Raw genomic sequence first — 23395 nt, 5'->3', positions numbered from 1 at the left:
GGCGCGTGGGACCATCGGCAGATGCCTTCCTCCGCCGCCGAGCTCGTCGAGCTCCTCGACCTGGAGACCATCGACCTCAACCTCTTCCGCGGCAAGCAGCCCGACACGCAGATGCAGCGCACCTTCGGCGGCCAGGTCGCCGCGCAGGCGCTGGTCGCCGCGGCGCGCACCGCGCCGGAGGAGACCGAGGTCCACTCGCTGCACTCCTACTTCCTGCGCCCCGGCGACCCCACGGTCCCGCTGGTGTACGACGTGGAGCGCGTCCGCGACGGCCGCTCGTTCGCCACGCGCCGGGTGCTGGCCCGTCAGCACGGACGACCGATCTTCGGCCTGACCGCCTCCTTCCAGATCGAGGAGGAGGGGTGGGAGCACCAGGACGTGATCCCCGACGTGCCGGGCCCCGAGGACTCCTTCGACGTGACCGAGTGGATGGCCAACGACCCGCAGCGTCGCGACGAGTGGCTGCGCGAGTGGTCGGTGATGGACCTGCGCCTGGCCCGCCGCGAGCCCGCGCGCGGCGAGGAGGACACCTTCACCGGGCCGACCGCCGTCGACTACTGGATCCGGATCAAGGGCGGGCTGCCCGACGAGCCGCTGGTCCACCAGGCCGCACTGACCTACCTCAGCGACCTGACCCTGCTGGGCGCGACGCTGGTCAAGCACCAGGTCCACCCGGGCCACCGCCGGGTGCAGGCCGCGTCGCTGGACCACGCGATCTGGTTCCACCGCGACTTCCGCGCCGATGACTGGCTGCTCTACTCCCAGACGTCGCCGATCGCGACCGGCGCGCGTGGGCTGGCGTTCGGCCACCTGTTCACCGTGGACGGCCGCATGGTCGCCACGGTCGCGCAGGAGGGCCTGATCCGCCCGCGCCACCAGGACTGAGCCGGCTAGCACGGCTTCCTCGCAAAGTCAGGACAGACACGCGGATAGCGGGCTACTTTTGTTGCTGCTGGGCACCACAGTCGCTCCTGTGACGGATGTGACGACGGTGACTCATCCCCGTGCATCCGCCCGTGTGAGGAGCCGTCTCCGTGTCCCGTCGTGCTCGCCTGCTCGCTGTCCTGGCCCCCGTCGTCGCCGGCGCGGTCGCGGTGCCCTCCGCGGCGTACGCCCGGGTGCCTGTCACCGACTACACGATGCCGTTCACCTGTGGCCAGGCCTGGACCGGTGACTCGCGCCCGACCCACTCACCGAGCGCACTGTCCATCGACTGGAACCGCGACGGCGACCTGGGCAAGAGGGTGATCGCGCCCGCCCCGGGCGTGATCACCCGGGTCGAGAACCTCGGCAGCCGCAGCTACGGCCTCTACGTGATCCTCGACCACGGCAACGGCGAGACCACCCTCTACGCCCACCTCTCCGCGGAGTACGTCACCGTCGGCCAGCGCGTCGACACCGGCGAGGTGATCGCGGCGGTCGGCTCCTCCGGCGGCTCGACCGGTCCGCACCTGCACTTCGAGGAGCGGCGCAACGGCACCGACGTGCAGCCCTACTTCGACGGCGTGGCCTTCACGTTCGGCTCCACCCTGGCGTCGAAGAACTGTCCCGACGTCCCGGTCGTCGGGGACTGGAACAACGACGGCACGGACGACCTCGGCACGTTCAGCCGCCGCGTCTACGGCTGGTTCAACCTGCTCAAGGCAGGGCAGGTGACCCGAGCCCGGCGCGGGCTCGGCGCCGACCGGCCCCTGGTCGGCGACTTCGACGGCGACGGCAGGACCGACCTCGGCGTCCGCCGCGCGACGACGCCCGACTACGTCCTGCGCCTGGCCTCCGGGGCGCCGGCGATCAAGCTGCGCCTCGGCGCCGTCGACGACAAGCCGCTCGTGGGCGACTGGGACGGCAACGGCACCACCGACATCGGCCTGTGGCGCCCGGCGACCGGGATGTTCTGGATGCGGTGGCCCAACGGGTCGGTGCGCAAGGTCCAGCTCGGCTCGACCTCGCAACTGCCGGTCACCGGCGACTGGAACGGCGACGGCACCACCGACCTCGGGGTCTTCGACCCGACCACCGCGACCTGGTCGCTGCGGATGGTGGGCAGGGACGGCACGGTGTGGACCGGGACCACGCGGCTCGGCGCGGCCGGCGACCTGCCCGTGGCCGGCGACTGGAACGGCGACGGCACCACCGACCTCGGCACCTGGACGCCCTCGACGGCGACCTGGAACCAGCGCTACGCGACCACCGCGACCAGTGCCTCCCCGCGGATGGTGAGCAAGGTGTTCGGGACCGCGCGCTAGGTGTCCTCGCTGGGCCGGTCCCTGACGGGCGCCCGGGTAGGTTGCGCCCTGTGACGGGGCAGCGGCGGCAGCGGGTGCTCCGCGTCGTCGTGGTCCTGGTGCTCCTGGGCGGCGGGGTGCTCACCCTGGCCCGGCTCTGGCAGCCTGCGGCGGGTCCCCTGCAGGAGACCATGATCCGGCTCGCCGCGCTGGTGCCCCTGGCGGTGCTGCCCTACGCGGTCGCGGCGCTCGGGGCCGCGCTCCTGGTCCGGCGGTGGCGGCCGGCCGCCGCACTGCTCGTGCTCGCGGTCGCCGGGCTGGCGCTGCACCTGTGGTGGCTCACGCCCGCCTTCACCGACGACGGACCCGCGGCGGCCGACGGGCCCCGGCTGCGCGTGCTGACCGTCAACGCGCTGGCCTACACCGGCGCCTCCGGTGCGGACCTCGTGCGGCTCGCGCGTGGCGCCGACGCCGATGTGGTCGTCGTGGAGGAGCTGACCGGCGAGGCGTACGAGCAGGCGCTCCGGGCCGGTCTGGTCGCCGCCTACGCCCACCGCTCGTGGTCCCCGGACGCCGGTGACACCGCGACGATGATCTGGTCGCACCTGCCGATGTCCCGGCTGCGGACGCTGCCCCGGGCCTCGGGGGTGCTGAGCGCCACGCTGCGGTGGGAGGGGCGCGACGTCGACCTCCTCGGCGTGCACACCGGGCCGCCGGTCTGGCCGCACACCTGGCGCGAGGACCACGCCGACCTGCTGCGCGCCGTACGCCGGGAGCGTCCGGACCTGCTGGCCGGCGACTTCAACGCGACCACCGACCACCTGCCCCTGCGGCGCCTGCTCGGCGAGGGGCTGCGCGACGCCGTGGACCTCACCGGCAGCGGCTGGGCGCCGACCTGGCCGAGCCACGGCCGTCAGCACCTGCTCGGCGTGCCCCTGCCGCGCTTCGCCGCGATCGACCACGTCCTCGTCGGGCGGGGGTGGACCGTGACCTCGCTGCGTCGTGTCGAGGTCCCGCGCAGCGACCACACCGCGGTGCTCGCGGTGGTCGCGCCGGTCGCCTAGGTCACTGCCAGTAGTGGCGGGGCACGACCGACCTCGCCAGGCGCACGGCGTAGAAGCCGCTGGTGGTGTCGGAGTACCACACCATCCGGTGGCGCAGGTCCCACGCCGGCGCCGAGAACGCCCCCGCACCCCCGGGGGCCGGCTTGTTGAAGTAGGCCACCTCGCGGGGGTGGGCCGGGTCGCGGACGTCGAAGACCCGCAGGCCGCTCAGGATCATGCTGCAGGCCACGAGGCCCGGGTCGACGGTGCGTGGCGCCGAGCAGTAGTGGGCGGCGTAGCCCCCGACGAGGGAGGAGGCGCCCGGGTCCTTGCCCTGCGCGCCGAGCCGGGCCTTCGGCTGGTGCACGGCGAGGCGCAGGTTGGACACCACGTGCGGGTGCCGCCGGTCGTCGACGTCGATCAGCCGGGCCGCACCGACCGGGGCGTCGGGCTGGTAGCCGAGGCCCGTGACCAGGTTGGGACGGGCGCCGTAGTTGGCGAACTCGTCGACCTCGAGCAGGTAGCGGTGACCCTTGATCGTGACCGGGTCCGCGGACTGCGGGATCGAGCCGGAGCTCCACGCCAGGCCGGTGACCGGCTTGAACGCCGGGAGCGGGTCGCGGTCCTGGATCGAGCTCACGTCGAGGACCGCCAGCCCGCCGTTGGAGTACGTCGAGTCGGGGCCGCTCGGGTTGCCCAGGTTGGCGGCGTAGAGGGTGCGGCCGTCGGCGCTGAGCCGCATGCCGTGGAAGTTGACGCCGCCCAGCGTCGCGATCGGGTGGGGGAGGGCCGGGTCGCTCACGTCGACCGCGGTGACGACCTGGCCGAAGGTCGAGGAGGTGTAGAACGTGCGCCCGTCGGGGGCGAAGCCGCTCTCGTGGCCGAGCCCGCCGAGCGGGAGCGTCGACAGCAGCCGCGGGTGCCGGCAGTCGGCCCGGACGTCGTACAGGTCGAGCTGGCCGGGCAGGGTCTCGATGTTGCCCGCGACCGCGGCGAGGAGGCCGCGACGCTGGTTGAGGAAGAGCGACTCGTGCGGGGTCTCCATCGCCGGTGTGGTCAGGTTGGCGGTCTGCCGGGGCCGGCGGGGGTCGGCCATGTCGAGGACGACGACGCCGGTGCCCTCCTTCCGGGTCACCAGGTCGGCGGAGAAGATCGAGCCCGAGTCGTAGTAGCCGCAGACGTGGCCGGCGCGGTCGACGTAGCGGAAGGTCTTGAAGCCGCCGGCGCCGCCGTGGTGGGAGACCTGGGTGGCGTTGCAGGTGTAGCCCCGGGCCGCCCGACCGCTGGCGTAGTCGACGGCCGGCACCCGGCCCTGCGTGGAGGTCTCGGGGCGGGAGGCGTCGTTGCACCTGGCCTGCGGGGTCGCGCGCAGCGGCGGCTCGGAGACGGCGGTCGACGCGCCGTCGGGGAGCACGAGGGCGACGGAGCCGGCGGCCAGCCCGCCGGCCAGGGCGAGACGCAGCAGGGCGTGGCGGGGGGACCTCATGCCCGGGTCAACGATCCAAACAATCCTCAGGTTACTGGCGTCCGGGCGGTCCCGAAAAGGACATAGTTCGCCGGTGGTCGAGACCAGTGCACCCGCTTGCGGCTAAATCCGCCGCAACGTCCGGACGGGGCCGTTGGTCCCGAGAAGACTTGCCCGCGGGTGCAGGGGAGCTGGGGAGCTCCGGGAGAGCCGTGGGAGGCCGTCACATGTCTGGGACCACACTGGTGCGTCGCGTCGTCGTGCTCTGCGCGAGCGCGCTCGTCCTACCCGCCCTCGCGGCCGTGTCGAGCGCGCCGGCGCAGGCCGACGACCTGCTCTACGTCCCCTGGAGCAGCTCGCTCCCGGGGTGGTCGGACACCTACACGCCGGGCAGCGACGACGACTGCGCGGCCGGTCGGTCGAGCTGTCTGGGCAAGACGCTGAAGGAGCTGGCCAAGATCCACGACCTCAACGGCCAGTCGTGCTCGCACAACGCGATCTTCTCGCTGGCCTACCTGCGCATGACGCAGTACTACGGCTACACCCGTGACCTGCCGGACTACTACCAGGACGTGCCGTTCGCCAACCACCAGGACGCGGTGTTCGCGCGCTACTACACCGACGCGTTCTGGAACTGGCGCAACGGCAACCGCTCCGCGGTCCCGCGGGCCTGGCTCTACGCCTTCGACGCGGCCAAGAACAAGCAGGTGACCGGCAACGGCGACCTGCTGCTGGGCATGAGCGCGCACATCAATCGCGACCTGCCGTTCGTCATCGCCGCCGTCGGCACCGTCGCTCCCGACGGATCCTCGCGCAAGCCCGACTACGACAAGGTCGAGCAGTGGCTCTACTCCGCGACCGAGCCGATGCTGGCCGAAGCAGCCGCACGCTACGACTCCACGCTGGACGACGCCGACGACCCGTTCGGCCTGACCTACGCCGCGCTCTTCCAGATGGTCTCGCTGTGGCGGGAGAACGCCTGGCGCAACGCCGAGGCGCTGCTCGCGGCTCCGGACGCCGCCGCGCGCCGGCTCGTGGCGGACAAGATCGAGTCCGACGCCAATGCCGTGGCGCAGGGCCTCCTGGCGACGCAGGGCTACTCGCTGCTGAACACCACGACCGCGCGCGACACCTGGTGCTCGGCGCACAAGGGCGACGCCGCACCCGTGGCCTACGAGTACGGCGCCGTCACGCCCTGGGGCTACTGACCCTCGTCGGACCGGTCAGTGCGCCCGGCCGTGCAGGTGCGGAGCGCCCGACTTCGGGTTGACCAGGCTGAACGCCGTGCCGGCGCCGGTGGTCTCCGCGCGGAACTGCGCCACGCCCGGCAGGAACACCGGGGTCTTGAACGCGACCTCCACGCTGACCCGGTCGGGCAGGCGGTTCTCGATCGCGGCGATGCTGCGGGCCTTGGTCCACATGCCGTGGGCGATCTGCCGCTTGAAGCCCAGCGCCCTGGCGCTCCACGGGTAGAGGTGGATCGGGTTGCGGTCACCCGACACCGCGCCGTAGCGACGGCCCAGGTCGGCCGGCAGCCTCCAGTCCACGCCGCCGGTCTCGACGGCGGGGAGGTCCAGGCCGGCCGGCGCCTCGTCGTCGCCCTTGCCGCGGCGCAGGTAGGTCGAGACCTCGTCCCACACGAGCTCCTCACCCACGCGCACCTCGGTGACCATGTCGAAGACCTGGCCCTTGGCGTGCGGCCGCAGGTTGGTCGGACGCACGCTGACGTCGTAGGTCTCCGAGGCCGTCGAGGGACGGTGCTGGGTGATGGTGTTCTCCAGGTGCACCGTGCCCATGGCGGGGAACGGGAAGGCGCTGTCGGTGAGCAGCGCCATGTGCAGCGGGAACGCCAGCATGTGCAGGTAGGGCAGCGGCAGCGTGTCCTTGCGCGCGAAGCCGCACACCGAGGAGTACGCCGCGACGTGGCCCGGGTCGACCGCGACGCCGGGGCGCCGGAGCTCGAGGTCGGGCAGCTCCTTGGTGGTCTTGCGGACCCCCGGCAGGGCGGAGACCCCCGGGAGCACCGGGAGCACCGCCTTGGCCATCAGGGGCAGCCCGCTGGGCGGGTCGCTGATCGTCCTGGTCTCAGTCATGCCCACGCACCCTCACGCGCCCAGCATCATCTGGCCGCAGACCCGGACGACGTTGCCGTTGACCGCGCTGGAGGCGGGGCTGGCGTAGTAGGCGATCGCCTCGGCGACGTCGACGGGCTGGCCGCCCTGCTGCATCGCGTTGAGGCGACGCCCGACCTCGCGGGTCATGAACGGCACGGCCGCGGTCATCTTGGTCTCGATGAAGCCCGGCGCCACCGCGTTGACGGTGATGCCGTCCTTGAGGGTCGGGGCGAGCGCCTCGACGAACCCGATCACGCCGGCCTTGGAGGCGGCGTAGTTGGTCTGGCCGACGTTGCCCGCGATGCCGGCGATCGAGGCGACGCCGACGATGCGCCCGTTGGGGTTGATCGCGCCCTCCTCGAGCATCACCTTGGTGATGCGCTCGGGAGCGGTGAGGTTGACCGCGATCGCGGAGGCGAACACGTCGTCCTTCATGTTGGCCAGCTTCTTGTCGCGCGTGATGCCGGCGTTGTGGACGACGATGTCGGCGCCGCCGTGCTTGGTCGCCACGTGGTGGGCGATGCGCGCCGGGGCGTCCTTGGCGGTGATGTCGAGGGTGAGGAGGTCGCCGTCGATGTCCTTCATCACGCGGGTGAGGTCCTCGGCGGCCTGGGGCACGTCGATGCCGACCACGGTCGCCCCGTCGCGGTGCAGCACGCGGGCGATCTGCTCGCCGATGCCGCGGCTGGCGCCGGTCACGACCGCGGTCTTGCCGAGCAGGGGCTTGGTCCAGTCGACGGGCTCGATCTTGTCGGTGGCCTTGGCGTCGCCGACCGCACCGACCCGGATGACCTGGCCGCTGACGTACGCCGACTTGGGCGAGAGGAGGAAGGCGAGGGTCGAGGCGAGGCCGTTGTCGGCCTTGGGGGCGACGTAGACCAGCTGGACGGTGGTGCCGTTGCCGGCCTCCTTGCCCAGGGACCGGGTGAAGCCCTCGAGCGCGCGCTGGGCGACGTGCTCGGCCTGGTCCTTGACCTTCTCCGGCGGGGTGCCGATGACGACCAGGCGGGCGCAGGCGTCGAGCTTGCGGAGCTTGGGGGTGAAGAAGTGCTGGAGCTCGACCAGCTGCTCCGAGGACGTCAGGCCGGTGGCGTCGAAGACCAGGCCCTTGTAGGTCTCGCCCTCGGTGACGTCCTGCACGAACGAGACGCCGAGCTCGTCCAGCGCGAGCGTGAGCTGGTTGCCCAGGCGGCCGGAGCCGCCCACGACCACGGTGCCCTGCACCAGCGGCTGACCCTCCTCGTAGCGCTCGAGCTCGACCGGGTTGGGCAGGCCGAGGTTCTTGGCCAGGAGCTGGCCGACGGGCGTGTGGATCAGGGACTGGTAGCGGTCGCTCATCGCGAGGGTTCCTCCATGGTTCGGGTGTGCCCCGTGCACAGGGGCTCACGCAAGGCTCACACAAAAGGTAACGAGTGGTGTAACTCGGAGTCCACACAAGGTGATCTCGCCGACAATCGGTTTCCTGACCCCGTGCAGGGGGACAGGATTGACCCGGTGACGGGCCACCGGCTCAGACATGCGGACCCGTCGCCGACCTTTCCCAGCAACGAGGAGCGCCATGCAGGCCAAGATCCGCCGCGTCGCCGTCATCGGCGGCAACCGCATCCCCTTCGCCCGGTCCAACACCGTCTACTCCGACGCCTCCAACCAGGAGATGCTCACCGCGGCCATCGACGGCCTGGCCTCGCGCTACGGCCTCGAGGGGAAGCGGGTCGACGAGGTCGTCGCCGGCGCGGTGCTCAAGCACTCCCGCGACTTCAACCTCACCCGTGAGTCGGTCCTCGGCTCCAAGCTCTCGCCCGAGACCCCGGCGTACGACATCCAGCAGGCCTGCGACACCGGCATCCAGGCCGCGATCCTCGTCGCCTCCAAGATCGCGCTCGGCCAGATCGACGTCGGCATCGCCGGCGGCACCGACACCACCTCCGACGCCCCGATCGCGGTGGGGGAGGGCCTGCGCAAGATCCTGCTCGAGGCCAACCGCGCCAAGACCACGCAGGGCCGCCTCGCCGCGCTGGCCAAGCTGCGCCCGGGTCACCTGGCCCCCTCGATCCCGCAGAACAGCGAGCCCCGCACCGGCCTGTCGATGGGCGAGTCCGCCGCGGTCACCGCGCTGGAGTGGCAGATCCCCCGCGACGAGCAGGACGAGCTGGCGGTGCGCTCGCACAAGAACCTCGCCGCGGCGTACGACCGGGGCTTCCAGGACGACCTGATCACGCCGTTCCGCGGGGTCGAGCGCGACCAGAACCTCCGCCCCGACTCCTCGGTCGAGAAGCTGTCCACCCTCAAGCCGGTGTTCGGCAAGGGCGAGACCGCCACCATGACCGCGGCCAACTCCACCCCGCTCACCGACGGCGCGTCCGTCGTGCTGCTGGCCTCGGAGGAGTACGCCAAGGAGCAGGGCTGGGAGGTCCTGGCCTACCTGACCGACTGGGAGACCGCCGCCGTCGACTACGTCCACGGCCAGGAGGGCCTGCTCATGGCCCCGGCCTACGCGATGCCGCGCATGCTGAAGCGCAACGGCCTGACGCTGCAGGACTTCGACTTCTACGAGATCCACGAGGCCTTCGCCTCGCAGGTCCTCGCCACGCTCAAGGTCTGGAACGACCCGATCTACTGCCGCGAGCGCCTCGGCCTCGACGAGCCGCTGGGCGAGATCGACCGTGACAAGCTCAACGTCAACGGCTCCTCGCTCGCCGCGGGCCACCCCTTCGCCGCCACCGGTGGCCGCATCCTGGCCAACCTGGCCAAGCTGCTGCACGAGAAGGGCTCCGGCAAGGGCGTCATCTCCATCTGCGCCGCCGGCGGCCAGGGCGTCACGGCCATCGTCGAGGCCCCCTGACCCACACCGCGTCGAGGCCCGTCACCGTGAGGTGGCGGGCCTCGCGCCATGTCGCGGCCACGTCCCGTCACGGTGAGCGGTCGGATCGCCCCGACCACCGGGACCGGCACATCGTCGGGCGCGAGTGCCTGCCCAGGCGTGGACGGCGGCCAGCGTCCGGCATCGTGCCGGTCCGGGTGGTCGCCCTCAGCGGGTGCGCGCCAGCGCCATGAGCGCCTCGACCAGGGTGTCGGTGACCTGCTCCGCACCGACGGGTACGACGGCGGGGACGCCGGGCGCGTCCTCGCGGACCACGACGCCCAGGCGGGCCAGCTGGAGACCACCGAGCCCCATCGCGTAGGTGGTGTTGGCAACCAGGTCAGGGTCCTCGATGTCGAAGACGCCCTGCTCCTTGCCCTCCCGCAGGATCGCCACCGCGCCGGCGAGGCACCCGGTCATCGCGCGGCCGAGCCGGAAGAGCGCCGACGGGCTGATCTCGTCGAGCAGCTCGGGTCCGCTGCGCAGGATCGTGACGCCGCAGTCGACGAACGCGGGGTGCTCGCGGCCGTAGTCGAGGAACGCCTTGGCGCCCCGTCGCAACCGCTCCTCGGGCCCGGCCTCCGGGTCGTCGGCGTCGGTCAGGGCCTGCTGGAGCTCGCGGAGGTAGCCCACCAGCGTGAGGGCGAAGAGCTCCTCCTTGCCGGTGAAGTGGCGGTAGATGATCGCGCGGTTGACCCCGACCGCGCGGGCGACGTCCTCGATCTGCGCGTCGCGCACCCCGCGCGCGTCGAGGAGGGACCGCGTGGCCGCGATGATCGCCGCCTCGCGGGCCCGCCTGCGCTCGGCCGCGGCGGAGCGCCTCCGGTCGGGCCGTCGCCCGTCCTGCTCGGCCTCGTCGGACTGCTGCACCGGCTCCTGCTCGGACATGCCGGTCATCGTACGGGTGTGTAACTGGGAGTTGCACGACTCGCGGCGGAGGTCACACCGCTCACGCCAGGCCGCGGACCGTCTCGATCGTGTCGGCCTCGGCGGCGGTCTTGTCGTCGCGGTAGCGCAGGACCCGGGCGAACCGCAGGGCGAGCCCGGCGGGGTAGCGCGTGGAGGTCTGCAGCCCGTCGAGCGCGATCTCGACGACCTGCTCGGGCCGCACCCGCACGACCCAGCCGTCGGTGGGCCCGTCGGCGAGCTCGGTGAAGCGCTCGGTCTGCCACGCGAGCATCTCGTCGGACATGCCCTTGAACGTCTTGCCGAGCATCACGAACCCGGTCTCGGAGAGCTGCCGGTCGGGGTCGCGCGCGGCGAGGTGGATGTTGGACAGCAGCCCCCGGCGCCGGCCGCTGCCCCACTCGACGCCGATGACGACGAGGTCGAGGGTCAGGCGCGGCTTGACCTTGATCCAGCCCGCGCCACGACGCCCGGCCTCGTAGGGCCCGTCGGCGGCCTTGACCACGACCCCCTCGTGACCGGCCGTGAGGGTCGACTCGAAGAAGTCCTGGCCCTCCTCGACCGTGGCCGGCTGCACGCGCGGCACGAGCAACGACTCGGGGGCGAGCGCGGCCAGCCGCGCCAACCGGGACGACAGCGGCAGGTCGACCAGGCTCTGTCCGTCGAGGTTGAGCAGGTCGAAGAACACGACCGACAGGGGAGTGCGCGCCGCGGCGCCGGCCACATCGGCCGAGCTGCTGGTGCGGGAGGCGGTCTCCTGGAACGGCCGGGGCCGGCCGTCGGGGCCGAGGGCGATCACCTCGCCGTCGAGCACCACCTGCTCCGACGGCAGGGACCGGGCGGCCGCCACCACCTCGGGCAGCCGGTCGGTGACGTCGTCGAGGCTGCGGGTGTAGACGCGGACCTCCTCGCCGTCGCGGTGGACCTGCACGCGGATGCCGTCCAGCTTGCGGTCGACGTACGCCGAGGGGCCGGCCTTGGCGAGCGCCTCGGCCAGGGCGGGTGCCGAGGACGCGAGCATGGGGCGCACGGGCCGGCCGACGACCATGTCGACCGCGGCCAGGGCCTCGGCGCCGCCGCCGTGCAGCGCCAGGTGGGCCAGGGCGCCGGAGTCGGGGAGGTACATCGCCGCGCGGCGCACCTCCTTGGCCCCGATGCCCGACGCCTTGGCGATCGCGTCGAGCAGGATCGAGTCGAGGGCGCCCTGCCGGAGGTTCTCCAGGACCAGCGCGGTGAGGTAGGTCTGCTCCTCGGGGGTGGCCCGCCCGAACAACGAGGAGACCGCCGACGCGCGCACGGCCCGGGAGCCCGTGCCGGCGGCGGTCGCCACGGTCGACAGGGCCTCGTCGACGTCGGCCACGGTCAGCGTGGGCGAGGTGGCCGGGGGAGGGAGGTCGCGCAGCGAGCGGTGCCCGAGCCCGGTGCGCCGCTGGCGCGGCACCCCGGACAGGTAGGTGGCCACCACCTCGACCTCGTCGGGCTCGGCGCGGGACAGCAGGTCGGCCACCAGGGCGGTCTTGTCGTTGCGCGACCGCGTCGCGGCCACGCGGGCCGAGACGTCGATGAGGTCGGCGAGCAGCATGGGCCCATCCTTCCTGTCCCCACCGACACCTAACCTGGACGCGTGAGCGAGCGGAGCGAGCCAAGGGCCACGCCTGGCTCCGCCGCCGAGCGGAGCGAAGGCGGTGGAAGCGTGGAGGTGGAGCGGACCTGGCGACCGGGCTGGCCCTGCCCCGTCCCGCGCGTGCTGGGCGGGCTGCGGCGCGGCCCGGGCGACCCGACCTACCTCACCGACGAGCAGCGCACGCTGTGGAAGACCTTCCGCACGCCGGAGGGACCGGTCACCCTGGCGATCCGCCCCCTGGACGCGGCGGGGGAGGTGCGCGCGAGCGCCTGGGGGCCGGGCGCCGACTGGGTCCTCGACGGGCTCCCGACCCTCCTCGGCGCCGAGGACGACCCGAGCGGGTTCACCGTCCACCACGACGTCCTGGAGGCGCCGGCGCGGACGTTCGCCCACTGGCGGGTGCCGCGCACGCGGCTGGTGCTCGAGTCCCTGGTGCCGGCGGTCATCGAGCAGAAGGTCACCGGCAAGGAGGCGTTCCGCGCCCAGCGCCTGCTCGTGCGCGAGCACGGCGAGGTGGCGCCCGGCCCCGGCGCCGACCTCGGGCTGCGCGTCTTCCCCGACGTCGCGACGCTGCGCCAGGTGCCGTCGTGGCGCTGGTTGCAGTACGGCGTCGACCACTCCCGCTCGACCACCCTCCAGCGCGTGCTGCAGGTCGCCCCCGCGCTCGAGCGTCTGGTGCTGGTCGACCACGCCGAGGCCGACCGGCGGCTGCGCACGCTGCCCGGCATCGGGGTGTGGACCTCGGCCGAGGTCCGCGCGCGCGCCCTCGGCGATCCCGACGCGGTGAGCTTCGGCGACTACCACGTGGCCAAGGACATCGGCTGGGCGCTCACCGGCACGCCGGTCGACGACGAGCAGCTCGCCGTGCTGCTCGAGCCCTACGCCGGCCACCGGCTCCGGGTCCAGGTCCTGCTCGGGATGGCGGGCCTGCGACGCCCGCGACGGGGCCCCCGGATGACCCTGCCGACCCACGTCCCGGCCGCCGGTCGCGGACGCCGGTGAGGTCGACACCGCCGCTGCAGATCGGGCAAAGCGTACCGCGTCGACCACCCGGTGGTTATCTTGTGGCTGCCATGCGGGGGCGGCTCGGTACCATCAGCCGGCCCTGTGCGGCCGGCACCGGAGCGAGGACCCCCACCGTGCCCGCGGTCGTGGAGCAGCACGCGACCCGAGGCACGAGAGGAGCAGCATGGCCAGCATCGCGACCACCGCGCGAGCGACGTACGCCGACCTCAGCGACCGCGCACGCGAGGGCATCCACACCGGTGGCGAGCTGGTCCTCCTGGCCTACGACTCGGTCCGGGCGGCGATCCTCGACATCATCAGCCGCAAGTTCTCCTGGCAGGAGTTCCTCCTGCAGGCCTGGTTCATGGTCCGGGTCTCGCTGCTGCCGACGATCCTCGTGGCGATCCCGTTCGGCGTCATCGTGTCGATCCAGATCGGCGGCATCGCCTCGCAGATCGGCGCCAGCTCGTTCGTCGGCGCGGTCAACGGCATCGGCGTGCTGCGCCAGGGAGCCCCGCTGGTCACCTCGCTGATGATCGCCGGCGCGGTCGGCTCCGCCATCACCGCCGACCTCGGGGCCCGCCAGGTCCGCGAGGAGATCGACGCGATGAAGGTGATGGGCCTCGACCCCGTGCGCCGCCTGGTGAGCCCGCGCGTCGTCGCCGCGATCGTCGTCGCCGCCCTGCTCAGCGCGGTCGTCGCCACGACGGCCATCGTCACCGGCTTCGCGCTGACCGTGGGCTCCGGCGACGTCAGCTCCGGCACCTACCTCGGCGCCTTCATCAGCTTCGGCCAGCCCACCGACCTCGCGCTCGCCGAGCTCAAGGCGGTGCTGTTCGGGTTCATCGCCACGATCGTCGCGGCCCACAAGGGCCTGCACGCCAAGGGTGGCCCCAAGGGCGTCGCGGACGCGGTCAACCAGTCGGTCGTGCTCAGCGTGATCCTGCTGGCGCTGGTCAACGTCGGCCTGACCCAGGCCTACGTGATGCTCGTCCCGCAGAAGGTGGCGTGACGGTGGCGATCCAGGAGGACGGCAAGCGCACCCCCGCGTCGGCGGTCGCGGACTCGATCACCGGCGCCAAGGAGGGGGCCCTCAACGCCCTGGCCGACGTCGGGTCCTTCGCGTCGTTCTCGGCCGAGGCGGTCTCGGTCACCCCGATCACGCTCAAGCGCTACCCCAAGGAGGTGATGCGGCAGCTGACCGACATCGCCTGGGGCTCCGGCGCGATCCTGGTCGGCGGCGGCACGGTCGGGGTGATGATCCTGCTCTCCGTCGCGGCGGGCACCTCGCTCGGCATCGAGGGCTTCAACGGCCTCGAGCTGATCGGCCTGGCTCCGCTCACGGGCTTCATCTCCGCGGGCGTCAGCACACGCGAGCTCGCCCCCCTCATCGCGGCGCTCGCGCTCGCGGCCCAGGTCGGCTGCCGCTTCACCGCCCAGCTCGGGTCGATGCGGCTGCACGAGGAGATCGACGCCCTGGCGGTGATGGCGGTGCAGCCCATGCGCTACCTCGTCACCACCCGCGTCATCGCGGCGATGCTCGCGATCGTGCCGCTCTACCTCATCGGCCTGATCGGCTCCTACATCGCCGCCCAGGCGACCGTCGTGCTGCTGTTCCACCAGTCCGGGGGCACCTACGACCACTACTTCTCCGCCTTCATCCAGGGCCGGGACATCCTCCTGTCGGTGGTGAAGATCGTGGTCTTCGCGTTCGCGGTCGCGCTGATCCACTGCTGGTACGGCTTCAACGCCTCCGGCGGCCCGCAGGGCGTCGGCGAGGCCACCGGGCGCGCGATCCGCGCCTCGATCGTGGTCGTCGTGCTCCTCGACATGGTGCTCACCCTGCTGTTCTGGGGCGCGTCCCCCGGCTTCCGGATCTCGGGCTGAGGGGGACGGGTGGGAGTCTTCCGGAGTGCTCGCGGCGGTCCGTCGCGCAACGACCTCGTCGCACGGGGCCTGATCCTCATCGCCTTCTTCGTCGGCCTGATCCTGCTGATGGCGGCCAGCCTCAAGGGGGCCTTCGCCGACACCAGCCCGGTCTCGACGCGGCTCGACACCGCGGGCGGCTCGATCGGCCCCGGGTCCGACGTCAAGCTCGGCGGCCTCATCGTGGGCCGGGTCAAGGCGATCTCCGGGGGCGCAGGCGGCGTCACCCTCGACCTCACGATGGACAACGAGCTCATCGACGGCATCCCGAGCGACGTCGAGGCCCGCATCCTGCCCGCCACGGTCTTCGGCACGACGTACGTCGACCTGACCGGCGGTCACCTGGCCGGCGGTCGCCACCTGCGGGCCGGCGACGTGATCGAGCAGGACACCTCGGTGCCGACCCTCGAGCTGCAGAAGGCGCTGGACAGCATCGACCGCCTGGTCGACGCGCTCGGCCCGGCCGAGCTCAACACCGCCCTGTCCGCCGTCGCCGGCGCGCTCGACGGGCGCGGCGAGCAGCTCGGCCGCACCATCAGGACGCTCAACGACCTGCTGCGCAAGGTGACCCCCACGATGCCGTTGGTCCGCGAGGACCTCAACCTGCTCGCCACCAACCTGGAGACCGTGAGCAAGGCGGCCCCCGACCTCCTCGACGCGGTCGACGACGGCCTCTACGTCGGCGCCCACCTGGTCAAGCAGAAGGCCGACCTCACCCGGCTGCTCACCGGCGGCACCGCCCTGGTGCGCGACGCCGACCGGTTCCTCGAGGCCAACGACAAGAAGCTGGTCCGGCTGGTGAACACCGCGGTGATCGTCTCCGACGCGTTCTACGACAGCCGAGGTGGGCTGGTCGACACGCTGCTCGCGATCAACAACGTGTCCGGCAAGATCCAGACCGTCGGCAACGGCGGCCCCGCCAAGGTCGACGGCGTGCTCGTCGACGCCGGCCGCTACAGCTACTACACCCGGGCCGACTGCCCGCGCTACGGCAACGCCCGCGGTGGCAACTGCGGCGGCGCGGGTCGTGCGGCGGTCGGTGGCGGCGACGCCGGGGCCCTCGTGGCGGGCTCGCTCACGCGAGGGGGCCGACGATGAGGATCCGCGGCACCGCCCTCAAGTTCGGCATCTTCACCGCCGTCTCGATCCTGTTCCTGGCGCTGCTCTACAACACGATGGCCAACAACGTGAGCGGTGACGTCGTGGAGTACGACGCGGTCTTCTCCGACGTCAGCGGCCTGCGCACCGGCGACGACGTCCGGGTGGCCGGGGTCAAGGTCGGCCGCGTGCAGAGCATCGAGGTGCAGGGCCGCGACGCCCGCATCGGGTTCGTGCTCTCCAAGGACCAGCCGCTGCTGACCACGACCGACCTGGTGATCCGCTACCAGAACCTCCTCGGCCAGCGCTACGTCTCGATGGTGCAGACCGGCCGCCAGGGCCCTGCGCTCGAGCCGGGCGCCACGGTCCCGGTCGACCGCACCAGCCCCGGCTTCGACCTGACCGCGCTGCTCAACGGCTTCCGCCCGTTGTTCGCGGTGCTCAAGCCCGAGGACGTCAACAAGCTCGCGGAGAGCATCATCAAGGTCCTGCAGGGCGAGGGCGGCACGGTCGAGATGCTGCTCAAGCAGACCGCCGACCTCACCGGCTTCCTCGCCGACCGCGAGCAGCTGTTCGACGACGTGGTCACCAACCTCACGCCCGTGCTGGACAACCTCTCCGGGCAGGGCACGCAGCTACGGTCGACCGTGCGGGAGCTGAGCCGTCTGATGGAGGGCTTCGCCCGCAACCGGGCGACCTTCGGGCGCTCGCTGAGCAAGGTCAGCGACCTGATCGGCACCACCAGCGGTCTGCTGCGCGACGCCCGCCGGCCGCTGGGCAACGACGTGCGCAAGCTGCGCGCGCTGTCCCAGATGTACGCCGACCAGGGCCGCCTGTTCGGCAGCTCGCTCGAGGCGTTCGGCAACGTCGTGGGCATCGTCGGGATCGGCCTGTCCTACGAGAGCGCGCTCAACTCCTACCTGTGCAACCTCGACGGATCGATCCTCGGGGTCCAGTTCGGCACGGGCACCGCGAGCTCGCGTCAGACGAAGGTGTGCCGATGAGGACCCCGTCGATCAACCTGCGTGCCGCCAACGGCAAGGTCTTCGGCGACCGGGACCCGTTCCGCATCGGCATCGCCGCCTTCGTCGCCCTCGGCGTGCTCAGCGTCCTCGTCGTCGTCATCAGCACGGTGTCGATCGGGACGAGGTCCTACTCCGCCCAGCTGCCCCACACCGCCGGCCTGCGGGTGGGGGAGTCGGTGCAGGTGGCCGGCGTCGACTCGGGCCAGGTGCGCGGCATCCACCTGGACGGCACCCGGGTCCTGGTCGACTTCACCGTCGACCGGTCGATCCGGCTGGGCCGCGACACCACGGCGGCGGTCAAGGTCTCCACGCTGCTGGGCACCCACTACCTCGACATCGACCCGCAGGGCGCCGGCGAGCTGCGCGACGGGCTGGTCCCGCTGTCGCAGACCTCGGTGCCGTTCAACCTCCAGGACGTCATCGACAAGGGCACCGCCGCGGCCGACAAGCTCGACTCGGCCCTGCTCGGCCAGGCGCTGAGCACCGTCGCCGACACGCTGCGGGCCAGTGGTCCGGAGTTCCTGCCGGCCCTCGAGGGCGTCGACCGGCTCTCGCAGGTCGTGGCCAAGCGCAGCGACCAGTTCGGCCGGCTGCTGCGTTCCTCGCGCGAGGTCGCCGACCAGCTGGCCGCCTCCAGCGACGACCTGATCCGCCTCATGCGCCAGACCAACCTCGTCGTGGATGAGCTGCTGCGTCGTCGCGAGGCGATCCACCGGCTCCTCCTCGACGTGCGCGTCCTCGCCTCGTCGGTGCGCGGCATCATCGCCGACACCAAGCAGGACATCGGGCCGGCCCTCGACGAGTTCGACAAGGTGCTGAGGATCCTGAAGAGCAAGGACGACCAGCTGCGAGGCGCGCTGCACAAGCTCGCGGTCGCCGGACGCTACCTCGCCAACGCCGCCGGCAACGGACCCTGGATCGAGCTGCTCATCCCGGGCCAGTCCGACGACCTCTACTGCAACAACGGGAGCGGGTGCCGCTGATGACCACCCAGACCCGCCTCCCGGCGTGCTCCCGGGCCCTCGCGGCCCTCCTCGCCCTGCTCCTGGCCGGCTCCCTCGCCGGCTGCGGGCTGCTCGGCGGCGCCGGCACGCGCACGGTCAAGGTCGAGCTGCTCGACTCCGCCGGCCTGTTCACCGGCAACGACGTCGGTGTCCTCGGCGTCGCGATCGGCAAGGTGACCGAGATCGAGCCCAAGGGCGACCACGTCACGGTGACCCTCTCGATCACCGACGGCGAGGTGAAGATCCCGGCCCGGGTCAACGCGGCGGTGGTCTCGCGCAGCGTCGCGACCGACCGCTACGTCGAGCTGACCCCGGTCTACCGGGGTGGCCCGCAGCTCCAGGACGGCGCGGTCATCCCGACCGAGCGCACCGTCACGCCGGTCGACTTCGACAAGGTGCTCGCGTCGGTCGACAAGCTCGGGCGTGGGCTGGTCGACAACCCCGACGCGACCAACTCGCTCAAGCAGCTGATCGACATCACCGCCGACAACCTCCAGGGCCGGGGCGAGCAGATCAACCGCACGATCACCTCGCTGTCCGAGGCGGTGCGGACCACCAACGGCCAGAGCGGCGACATCATCGCCACGATGCGCTCGCTGGACACGCTCGCCTCCGCGCTGATCAAGGACGAGCAGACCGTCCGCCGGTTCGTCGCCCAGGTCGCCGACGCCTCGCAGCTGCTGGCCGACGAGCGCGACAACCTCGGGGTGGCGCTGACCAGCCTGTCCCGCACGGCCGACAGCGTCGCCGCCTTCGCCAAGGCCAACCGCGGTCGGATCAAGCGCGACACCAAGGACCTCACCGCGGTGGTGGCCAACCTGGTGCGCGCCCGCAGCGACCTCGCCGAGATCGCCGAGGCACTGCCGCTGGCCAGCGACAACCTGGCCCGGGCCCGCGCGTCCAACGGCAACATCCGCGTGCGCGCCGACCTGTCCCAGGCCCTGCCGCTGGGCGGGTCGCAGGTGCAGCAGCTCTGCGACGCGCTCGGCGACCTGTGCAACGGCCTGACCGTGCCACCGAGCCCCGAGGAGCTGCTCGGCGCGATCCTGGGAGGCACCCCGTGACCCGCTCACCCGCCCGTCGCCCCCGCACGGCCTCGCTGCTCGCCGCCCTGGTCGCCCTCGTGCTGACCACCGGGCTGTCGGCGTGCGGGCCCGACTACGGCGACCTGCCGCTCCCCGGGTCCAAGGTCGGGGGCGAGACCTACCGGCTGAGCGCGATCTTCGACGAGGCCCTCAACCTCGCGCAGGGCGCCCAGGTCAAGGTCAACGGCGTCCCGGTGGGCCGGGTCCAGACCGTGACCGCCAAGGACTTCAAGGCCAAGGTCGTGATGGACATCAAGGCCTCGGCCAAGCTGCGCCACGGTTCCCAGGCGCGGCTGCGCTACGACACCCCGCTCGGGGAGCTGTTCATCCAGATCACGCCGTCGAGGACCGGTCAGCCGCTCGAGGACGGCGACGCGCTGTCCCACGCCGACACCAGCACCGCCCCGACGGTGGAGGACACCCTCGCGGCCGTGTCGCTGCTGATCAACGGCGGCGGGCTCGAGCAGCTGCGGACGATCACCGACGAGCTCAACACCGCCCTCGGGGGGCGCGAGCCGCTGGTGCGCGACACCCTTCGCCGGCTCACCACCTTCCTGGCCGAGGCCAACCGCAGCACCCGCGACATCGACCGGGTGCTCCGGTCGCTGTCGAGCACGTCCAAGGTGCTCAACGCGCGGCGGGGCACGATCAACCGGGCGCTGCGCGAGGTCATCCCGATCTCGCGGGTGCTGCGCGGCAACACCGACGACATCATCAAGCTGCTCAAGGCCGTGGACGACCTCTCGACGACGGCCAAGCAGGTCGTCGGGGCCACCAAGCAGAACATCCTGGCGATCCTGCGTGACCTCGGCCCGATCATGGACGCGGTCCTCTCGACCCGGTCCCAGCTCGCCCCGGGCCTGCGCAACATGATCGCGGCGGCCGACTTCCTCGACCGCACCGTCGAGGGCGACTTCCTCCCGCTCGACGCCACGATCAAGCTCGACGGCACCCCCGGCGGACCCGGCGGCGGACCTGGCGGCGGCCCGTCGCAGAGCCCCGGCCCCGGTGGCCTGCCGACGGCCCTCCCGACGATCCCGCTGCCCACCAAGCTGCCGACGATCCTGCCCGGCGGCGGCGGCGGCGGCGGCGGCGGGGGCGGCCTGCTCGGCGGCCTCAGCTTCCGCGCGATGGTCCAGGGGACGAGCTGATGGAGCGCAAGTTCATCCTGAGCGGGGGCGGCATCGTGCTGGCCCTGGTGCTGTGCGTGTTCTACATCTTCGGCTCGGTGCTCAAGACCCCGCTGCTCGAGGACGCCCCGACGGTCAAGGTCGAGATGCCGCGCACCGGCGGTCTCTTCGAGGGCTCGCAGGCGACCTTCCGCGGCGTACGCGTCGGCAAGGTGACCAAGCTCGACCTCGGCACGGAGGGCGTCGAGGCGACGGTCAAGCTCTCCGGGGGCACCGAGATCCCCGCCGACAGCCACGTGCAGGTGCGCAGCCTCTCGCCGGTCGGGGAGCAGTACCTCGACTTCCAGCCGGCCGACATGAAGGGCCCCTACCTGAAGGACGGCAGCGTCATCAAGGCCGACGCGGTCGACCTGCCCAAGACCCTCGGCAGCATGGCGATCACGCTCAACAAGCTGATCGAGCAGATCCAGCCCAAGAAGGTCGCGATCGTCCTCGACGAGATCGCGACCGGGCTCGGCGGGGCCGAGCGCGACCTCCAGACCCTGGTCAAGGACGGCAGCGAGCTGCTGCGCACCTTCGACGAGAACTGGCCGGTGACCGAGCGCCTGCTCGAGAACGGCAACGTGCTGCTGCGCATCGGCACCGACAACTCGGCCGACATCCTCCGGATCGCGCGCAACAGCAAGCTGTTCGCCGCCTGGCTGCGTGGCTACGACCCGACGCTGTTCCGGCTGCTCGAACGGGCGCCGGGCCAGCTCGAGGAGCTGCGTCGCGTGGTCCGTGACGTCCGGGAGACCCTGCCGCAGCTGCTCGACCCCGCGATCACGCTCAGCGACGTGATGGCCGCCCACGACCCCCACATCCGGGAGCTGCTGGTGCAGTTCCCGCGCGGGTTCAACGCGTTGGCCGGGGCGATCCGCAACGGCGCCGGCCACCTCGACGTGATCATGCAGCGCACCGAGACCTGCGACTACCCGACGGTCCGGCGCAGCCCGCGCGCCACGACGCGACGTCCGCTCCAGGACCAGGGCCACTGCCCGAAGGGCCTGGCCTTCTCCCAGCGGGGGGCCCAGTGGGCGCCCGGACCCGTCCCGGTGCCGGCTCGATGACCCGACGACTCCGCGCGGGGATGCTGGTCCTCGTCGTCCTGCTGGTCGCCGCGCTGGTGGCGCTGGTCGTGCTGTGGCGCCACGACGCCGACCTGACCCGCACCCGGGACCTCGCCGTCGCCGAGCACGACGCCACCCGAGCGGCCTCGCGCATCGCGGTGTCGATGACCTCCTACGACTACCGCACGGTCGACGAGGACTTCGCCTGGATCGACCAGGACGGCACTTCGAGGTTCCAGAAGACCTTCAGCGAGTCCACCAAGCCGATCCGCCAGCTGATCACCCGCACCCGCGCCACCGCGACGGGCAAGGTCAGCGACGCGGCCGGCACCGCCGACGACGTCGACCACGTCGAGGTGCTGCTGTTCGTCGACCAGGAGCTCCGGCGGGCCGGCGACGCCAAGTCGTCGCTCGACAGCAACCGCGTGGTGATGCAGATGGTGCACGAGGGCGGTCGCTGGCTGGTCGACGACGTCGAGCTTCGCTAGAGCAGGGGCCGCAGCGGCGCGAGGAAGAGCTCGGTGAGCTTGGCCTGCACCGGGCGGGACTCCCACACGTCGAGGGTGAGGCGGTCGGCGTTGCGCAGGTCCATCTCGAAGATGCGCTCCATCTCCTGCGCCATCGCGGGGTCGATCACCTCGAGGTTGACCTCGTAGTTGCCGGTCATCGACAGCCGGTCGATGTTGGCGGTGCCGACCGTCGACCAGCTGCCGTCGATCGTGGCGGTCTTGGCGTGGACCATCGCGCCGTGGAACCGCCAGATCTCCACGCCCGCGGCGAGCAGCTCGCGGTAGTAGCCGCGCGAGAGCCAGTCGGCGACGACGTGGTTGGAGGTCTCCGGGACCAGGATCTTGACGTCGACCCCGCGCTGGGCGGCCCGCACGAGGCTGTCGGCGAAGTCGGAGTCGGGGATGAAGTAGGCCTGGGTGAGGTAGATGTTGCGCGCCGCGCGGTTGATCGCCTCGAGGTACATCGCCCGGATCGGGAACATCCACAGCCGCGGGATGTTGCGCTGGACCCGGATCCGGGACTCCCAGTCCGACGGCGCCTCGACGACGAGCGGCCCCCCGTGGTGGCCCCGGCGGTGCAGGTTCCAGAAGTCCGCGAACGCGCGGGTCAGGTCCCACACGGCGGGTCCGGTGACCGAGACGTGGGTGTCGCGCCACTCGGTGGCGAAGGCCGACCCGATGTTGTAGCCGCCGACGAACGCCACCTCGTCGTCGACGACGAGGATCTTGCGGTGGTCGCGTCCGTAGCGCCGGAGGTCGAAGAACCGGATGCCGGCGCCGTAGACGGGGTAGCGCAGCACGTGGATCGGCGGCCGGAAGTGCTTGAAGCGCGGCGAGACCACGAGGTTGGCGAACCCGTCGTAGATCGCGTAGACCTCCACCCCGCGGGCCGCGGCGTCGTACAGCGCCTGCTTGAAGCGCTCGCCGACCTCGTCGCCCTTCCAGATGTAGGTCTCCAGCAGCACCCGCTGCCGGGCGCGACCGATGGCGTCCAGCATCGCGTCGTAGAGGTCCGCGCCGAAGGTGTAGCTGGTCAGGGTGCCCTCGCCGACCGCGACGTCGGTGGGCGGGCGGGTCGCGAACGGCTTGGGGCGCTTGCCGCGGCGCCGGTAGGAGTCGACCACCGTGAGGACCAGCGCGACCAGCACCTGGAGGCCGAAGACCGCCAGCAACGTGGTGCGGACGCGCGCGCGCACCGGTGAACCGGGCTCGGTCGCCCGTCTCAGCCTGACCAGTCGCTCGCGCACACCAGGAATCTACTGTCGGT

21 protein-coding genes are annotated in these 23395 nt (G+C 72.0%); 15 read left to right on the top strand and 6 right to left on the bottom strand.

All coding sequences use genetic code 11. From position 1 onward, the window contains the following. Positions 1-21 precede the first annotated feature (21 nt). The 3 genes from J2S63_RS03455 (at position 22) to J2S63_RS03445 (ending at position 3289) form a co-directional block, all read left to right on the top strand. Complete coding sequence (locus J2S63_RS03455; RefSeq protein ID WP_310298641.1) at positions 22-885, top strand: acyl-CoA thioesterase; 864 nt, start codon at positions 22-24, stop codon at positions 883-885. Between the two features lie 149 nt (positions 886-1034). Continuing rightward, the gene (locus J2S63_RS03450; protein WP_310298638.1) at positions 1035-2246 is read left to right on the top strand and encodes a peptidoglycan DD-metalloendopeptidase family protein; all 1212 of its coding nucleotides are present in this window, start codon (positions 1035-1037) and stop codon (positions 2244-2246) included. Between the two features lie 50 nt (positions 2247-2296). After that, positions 2297-3289 carry an endonuclease/exonuclease/phosphatase family protein gene (locus tag J2S63_RS03445; protein WP_310298635.1) on the top strand — a complete coding sequence of 331 codons (993 nt, stop codon included), beginning with the start codon at positions 2297-2299 and terminating at the stop codon, positions 3287-3289. A gap of 1 nt (position 3290) precedes the next feature. Here J2S63_RS03445 and J2S63_RS03440 read toward each other — a convergent pair whose 3' ends face one another. Continuing rightward, positions 3291-4754 (bottom strand): LVIVD repeat-containing protein, encoded by a 1464-nt coding sequence (locus tag J2S63_RS03440; protein ID WP_310298632.1) that lies wholly within the window; start codon positions 4752-4754, stop codon positions 3291-3293. 206 nt (positions 4755-4960) lie between these two features. Here J2S63_RS03440 and J2S63_RS03435 point away from each other — a divergent pair, with 206 nt between their 5' ends. After that, positions 4961-5941: a DUF5995 family protein gene (locus J2S63_RS03435; RefSeq protein WP_310298630.1), complete on the top strand. Its 981-nt coding sequence runs from the start codon at positions 4961-4963 to the stop codon at positions 5939-5941. A 15-nt stretch (positions 5942-5956) separates the two neighbouring features. On the opposite strand, the gene J2S63_RS03430 is transcribed toward J2S63_RS03435, so the two are convergent. Together J2S63_RS03430 and J2S63_RS03425 are read right to left on the bottom strand one after the other, a co-directional pair. Then, complete coding sequence (locus J2S63_RS03430; RefSeq protein ID WP_310298627.1) at positions 5957-6826, bottom strand: MaoC family dehydratase; 870 nt, start codon at positions 6824-6826, stop codon at positions 5957-5959. A gap of 12 nt (positions 6827-6838) precedes the next feature. Beyond that, positions 6839-8185 carry a 3-oxoacyl-ACP reductase gene (locus J2S63_RS03425; RefSeq protein ID WP_310298624.1) on the bottom strand — a complete coding sequence of 449 codons (1347 nt, stop codon included), beginning with the start codon at positions 8183-8185 and terminating at the stop codon, positions 6839-6841. Positions 8186-8405: 220 nt separating this feature from the next. Between J2S63_RS03425 and J2S63_RS03420 the strand changes: the two genes are divergently transcribed. Beyond that, entirely contained in the window at positions 8406-9689 is a 1284-nt protein-coding gene (locus J2S63_RS03420) for an acetyl-CoA C-acetyltransferase (protein WP_310298620.1), read from the top strand. 186 nt (positions 9690-9875) lie between these two features. On the opposite strand, the gene J2S63_RS03415 is transcribed toward J2S63_RS03420, so the two are convergent. Together J2S63_RS03415 and J2S63_RS03410 are read right to left on the bottom strand one after the other, a co-directional pair. After that, positions 9876-10595 (bottom strand): TetR/AcrR family transcriptional regulator, encoded by a 720-nt coding sequence (locus J2S63_RS03415; RefSeq protein ID WP_310298617.1) that lies wholly within the window; start codon positions 10593-10595, stop codon positions 9876-9878. 61 nt (positions 10596-10656) lie between these two features. Continuing rightward, positions 10657-12195 (bottom strand): ATP-dependent DNA ligase, encoded by a 1539-nt coding sequence (locus J2S63_RS03410; RefSeq protein ID WP_310298614.1) that lies wholly within the window; start codon positions 12193-12195, stop codon positions 10657-10659. A 111-nt stretch (positions 12196-12306) separates the two neighbouring features. On the opposite strand from J2S63_RS03410, the gene J2S63_RS03405 reads away from it, so the two are divergent. The 10 genes from J2S63_RS03405 to J2S63_RS03360 all read left to right on the top strand — a co-directional run bounded on the left by J2S63_RS03405 (position 12307) and on the right by J2S63_RS03360 (position 22107). Next, positions 12307-13239: a DNA-3-methyladenine glycosylase family protein gene (locus J2S63_RS03405; RefSeq protein ID WP_310298611.1), complete on the top strand. Its 933-nt coding sequence runs from the start codon at positions 12307-12309 to the stop codon at positions 13237-13239. Positions 13240-13426: 187 nt separating this feature from the next. Then, on the top strand, positions 13427-14254 hold the full coding sequence (locus tag J2S63_RS03400) for an MlaE family ABC transporter permease (RefSeq protein ID WP_310298608.1): 828 nt from the start codon (positions 13427-13429) through the stop codon (positions 14252-14254). Beyond that, a complete protein-coding gene (locus tag J2S63_RS03395; RefSeq protein WP_310298605.1) occupies positions 14251-15129 on the top strand; it encodes an ABC transporter permease in 879 nt (292 codons plus the stop codon). The genes J2S63_RS03400 and J2S63_RS03395 overlap by 4 nt, the downstream gene beginning before the upstream one ends. Positions 15130-15138: 9 nt before the next feature. Then, positions 15139-16266: an MCE family protein gene (locus J2S63_RS03390; protein ID WP_310298602.1), complete on the top strand. Its 1128-nt coding sequence runs from the start codon at positions 15139-15141 to the stop codon at positions 16264-16266. Then, positions 16263-17270, top strand: coding sequence for an MCE family protein (locus tag J2S63_RS03385; protein WP_310298599.1), 1008 nt, complete (start codon positions 16263-16265; stop codon positions 17268-17270). Before J2S63_RS03390 ends, J2S63_RS03385 begins: the two co-directional genes overlap by 4 nt. Continuing rightward, entirely contained in the window at positions 17267-18274 is a 1008-nt protein-coding gene (locus J2S63_RS03380) for an MCE family protein (RefSeq protein ID WP_310298597.1), read from the top strand. The genes J2S63_RS03385 and J2S63_RS03380 overlap by 4 nt, the downstream gene beginning before the upstream one ends. Then, a complete protein-coding gene (locus J2S63_RS03375; RefSeq protein ID WP_310298594.1) occupies positions 18274-19359 on the top strand; it encodes an MCE family protein in 1086 nt (361 codons plus the stop codon). The genes J2S63_RS03380 and J2S63_RS03375 overlap by 1 nt, the downstream gene beginning before the upstream one ends. After that, positions 19356-20531, top strand: coding sequence for an MCE family protein (locus J2S63_RS03370; RefSeq protein WP_310298591.1), 1176 nt, complete (start codon positions 19356-19358; stop codon positions 20529-20531). The genes J2S63_RS03375 and J2S63_RS03370 overlap by 4 nt, the downstream gene beginning before the upstream one ends. After that, positions 20531-21619, top strand: coding sequence for an MCE family protein (locus J2S63_RS03365; RefSeq protein WP_310298589.1), 1089 nt, complete (start codon positions 20531-20533; stop codon positions 21617-21619). The genes J2S63_RS03370 and J2S63_RS03365 overlap by 1 nt, the downstream gene beginning before the upstream one ends. Further along, on the top strand, positions 21616-22107 hold the full coding sequence (locus J2S63_RS03360) for an Rv1363c family protein (protein ID WP_310298586.1): 492 nt from the start codon (positions 21616-21618) through the stop codon (positions 22105-22107). Before J2S63_RS03365 ends, J2S63_RS03360 begins: the two co-directional genes overlap by 4 nt. On the opposite strand, the gene J2S63_RS03355 is transcribed toward J2S63_RS03360, so the two are convergent. Continuing rightward, positions 22104-23297, bottom strand: a complete 1194-nt coding sequence (locus tag J2S63_RS03355; protein WP_374725129.1) for a phospholipase D-like domain-containing protein — start codon at positions 23295-23297, stop codon at positions 22104-22106. The two genes, J2S63_RS03360 and J2S63_RS03355, sit on opposite strands and share 4 nt — an antisense overlap. Between the last annotated feature and the right edge of the window lie 98 nt (positions 23298-23395).

The organism is Nocardioides marmoribigeumensis (assembly GCF_031458325.1).
Classification (GTDB): domain Bacteria; phylum Actinomycetota; class Actinomycetes; order Propionibacteriales; family Nocardioidaceae; genus Marmoricola_A; species Marmoricola_A marmoribigeumensis.
The sequence above is the reverse complement of the archived record's forward strand: the minus strand, read 5'-3'. Positions and strand labels throughout refer to the sequence as shown.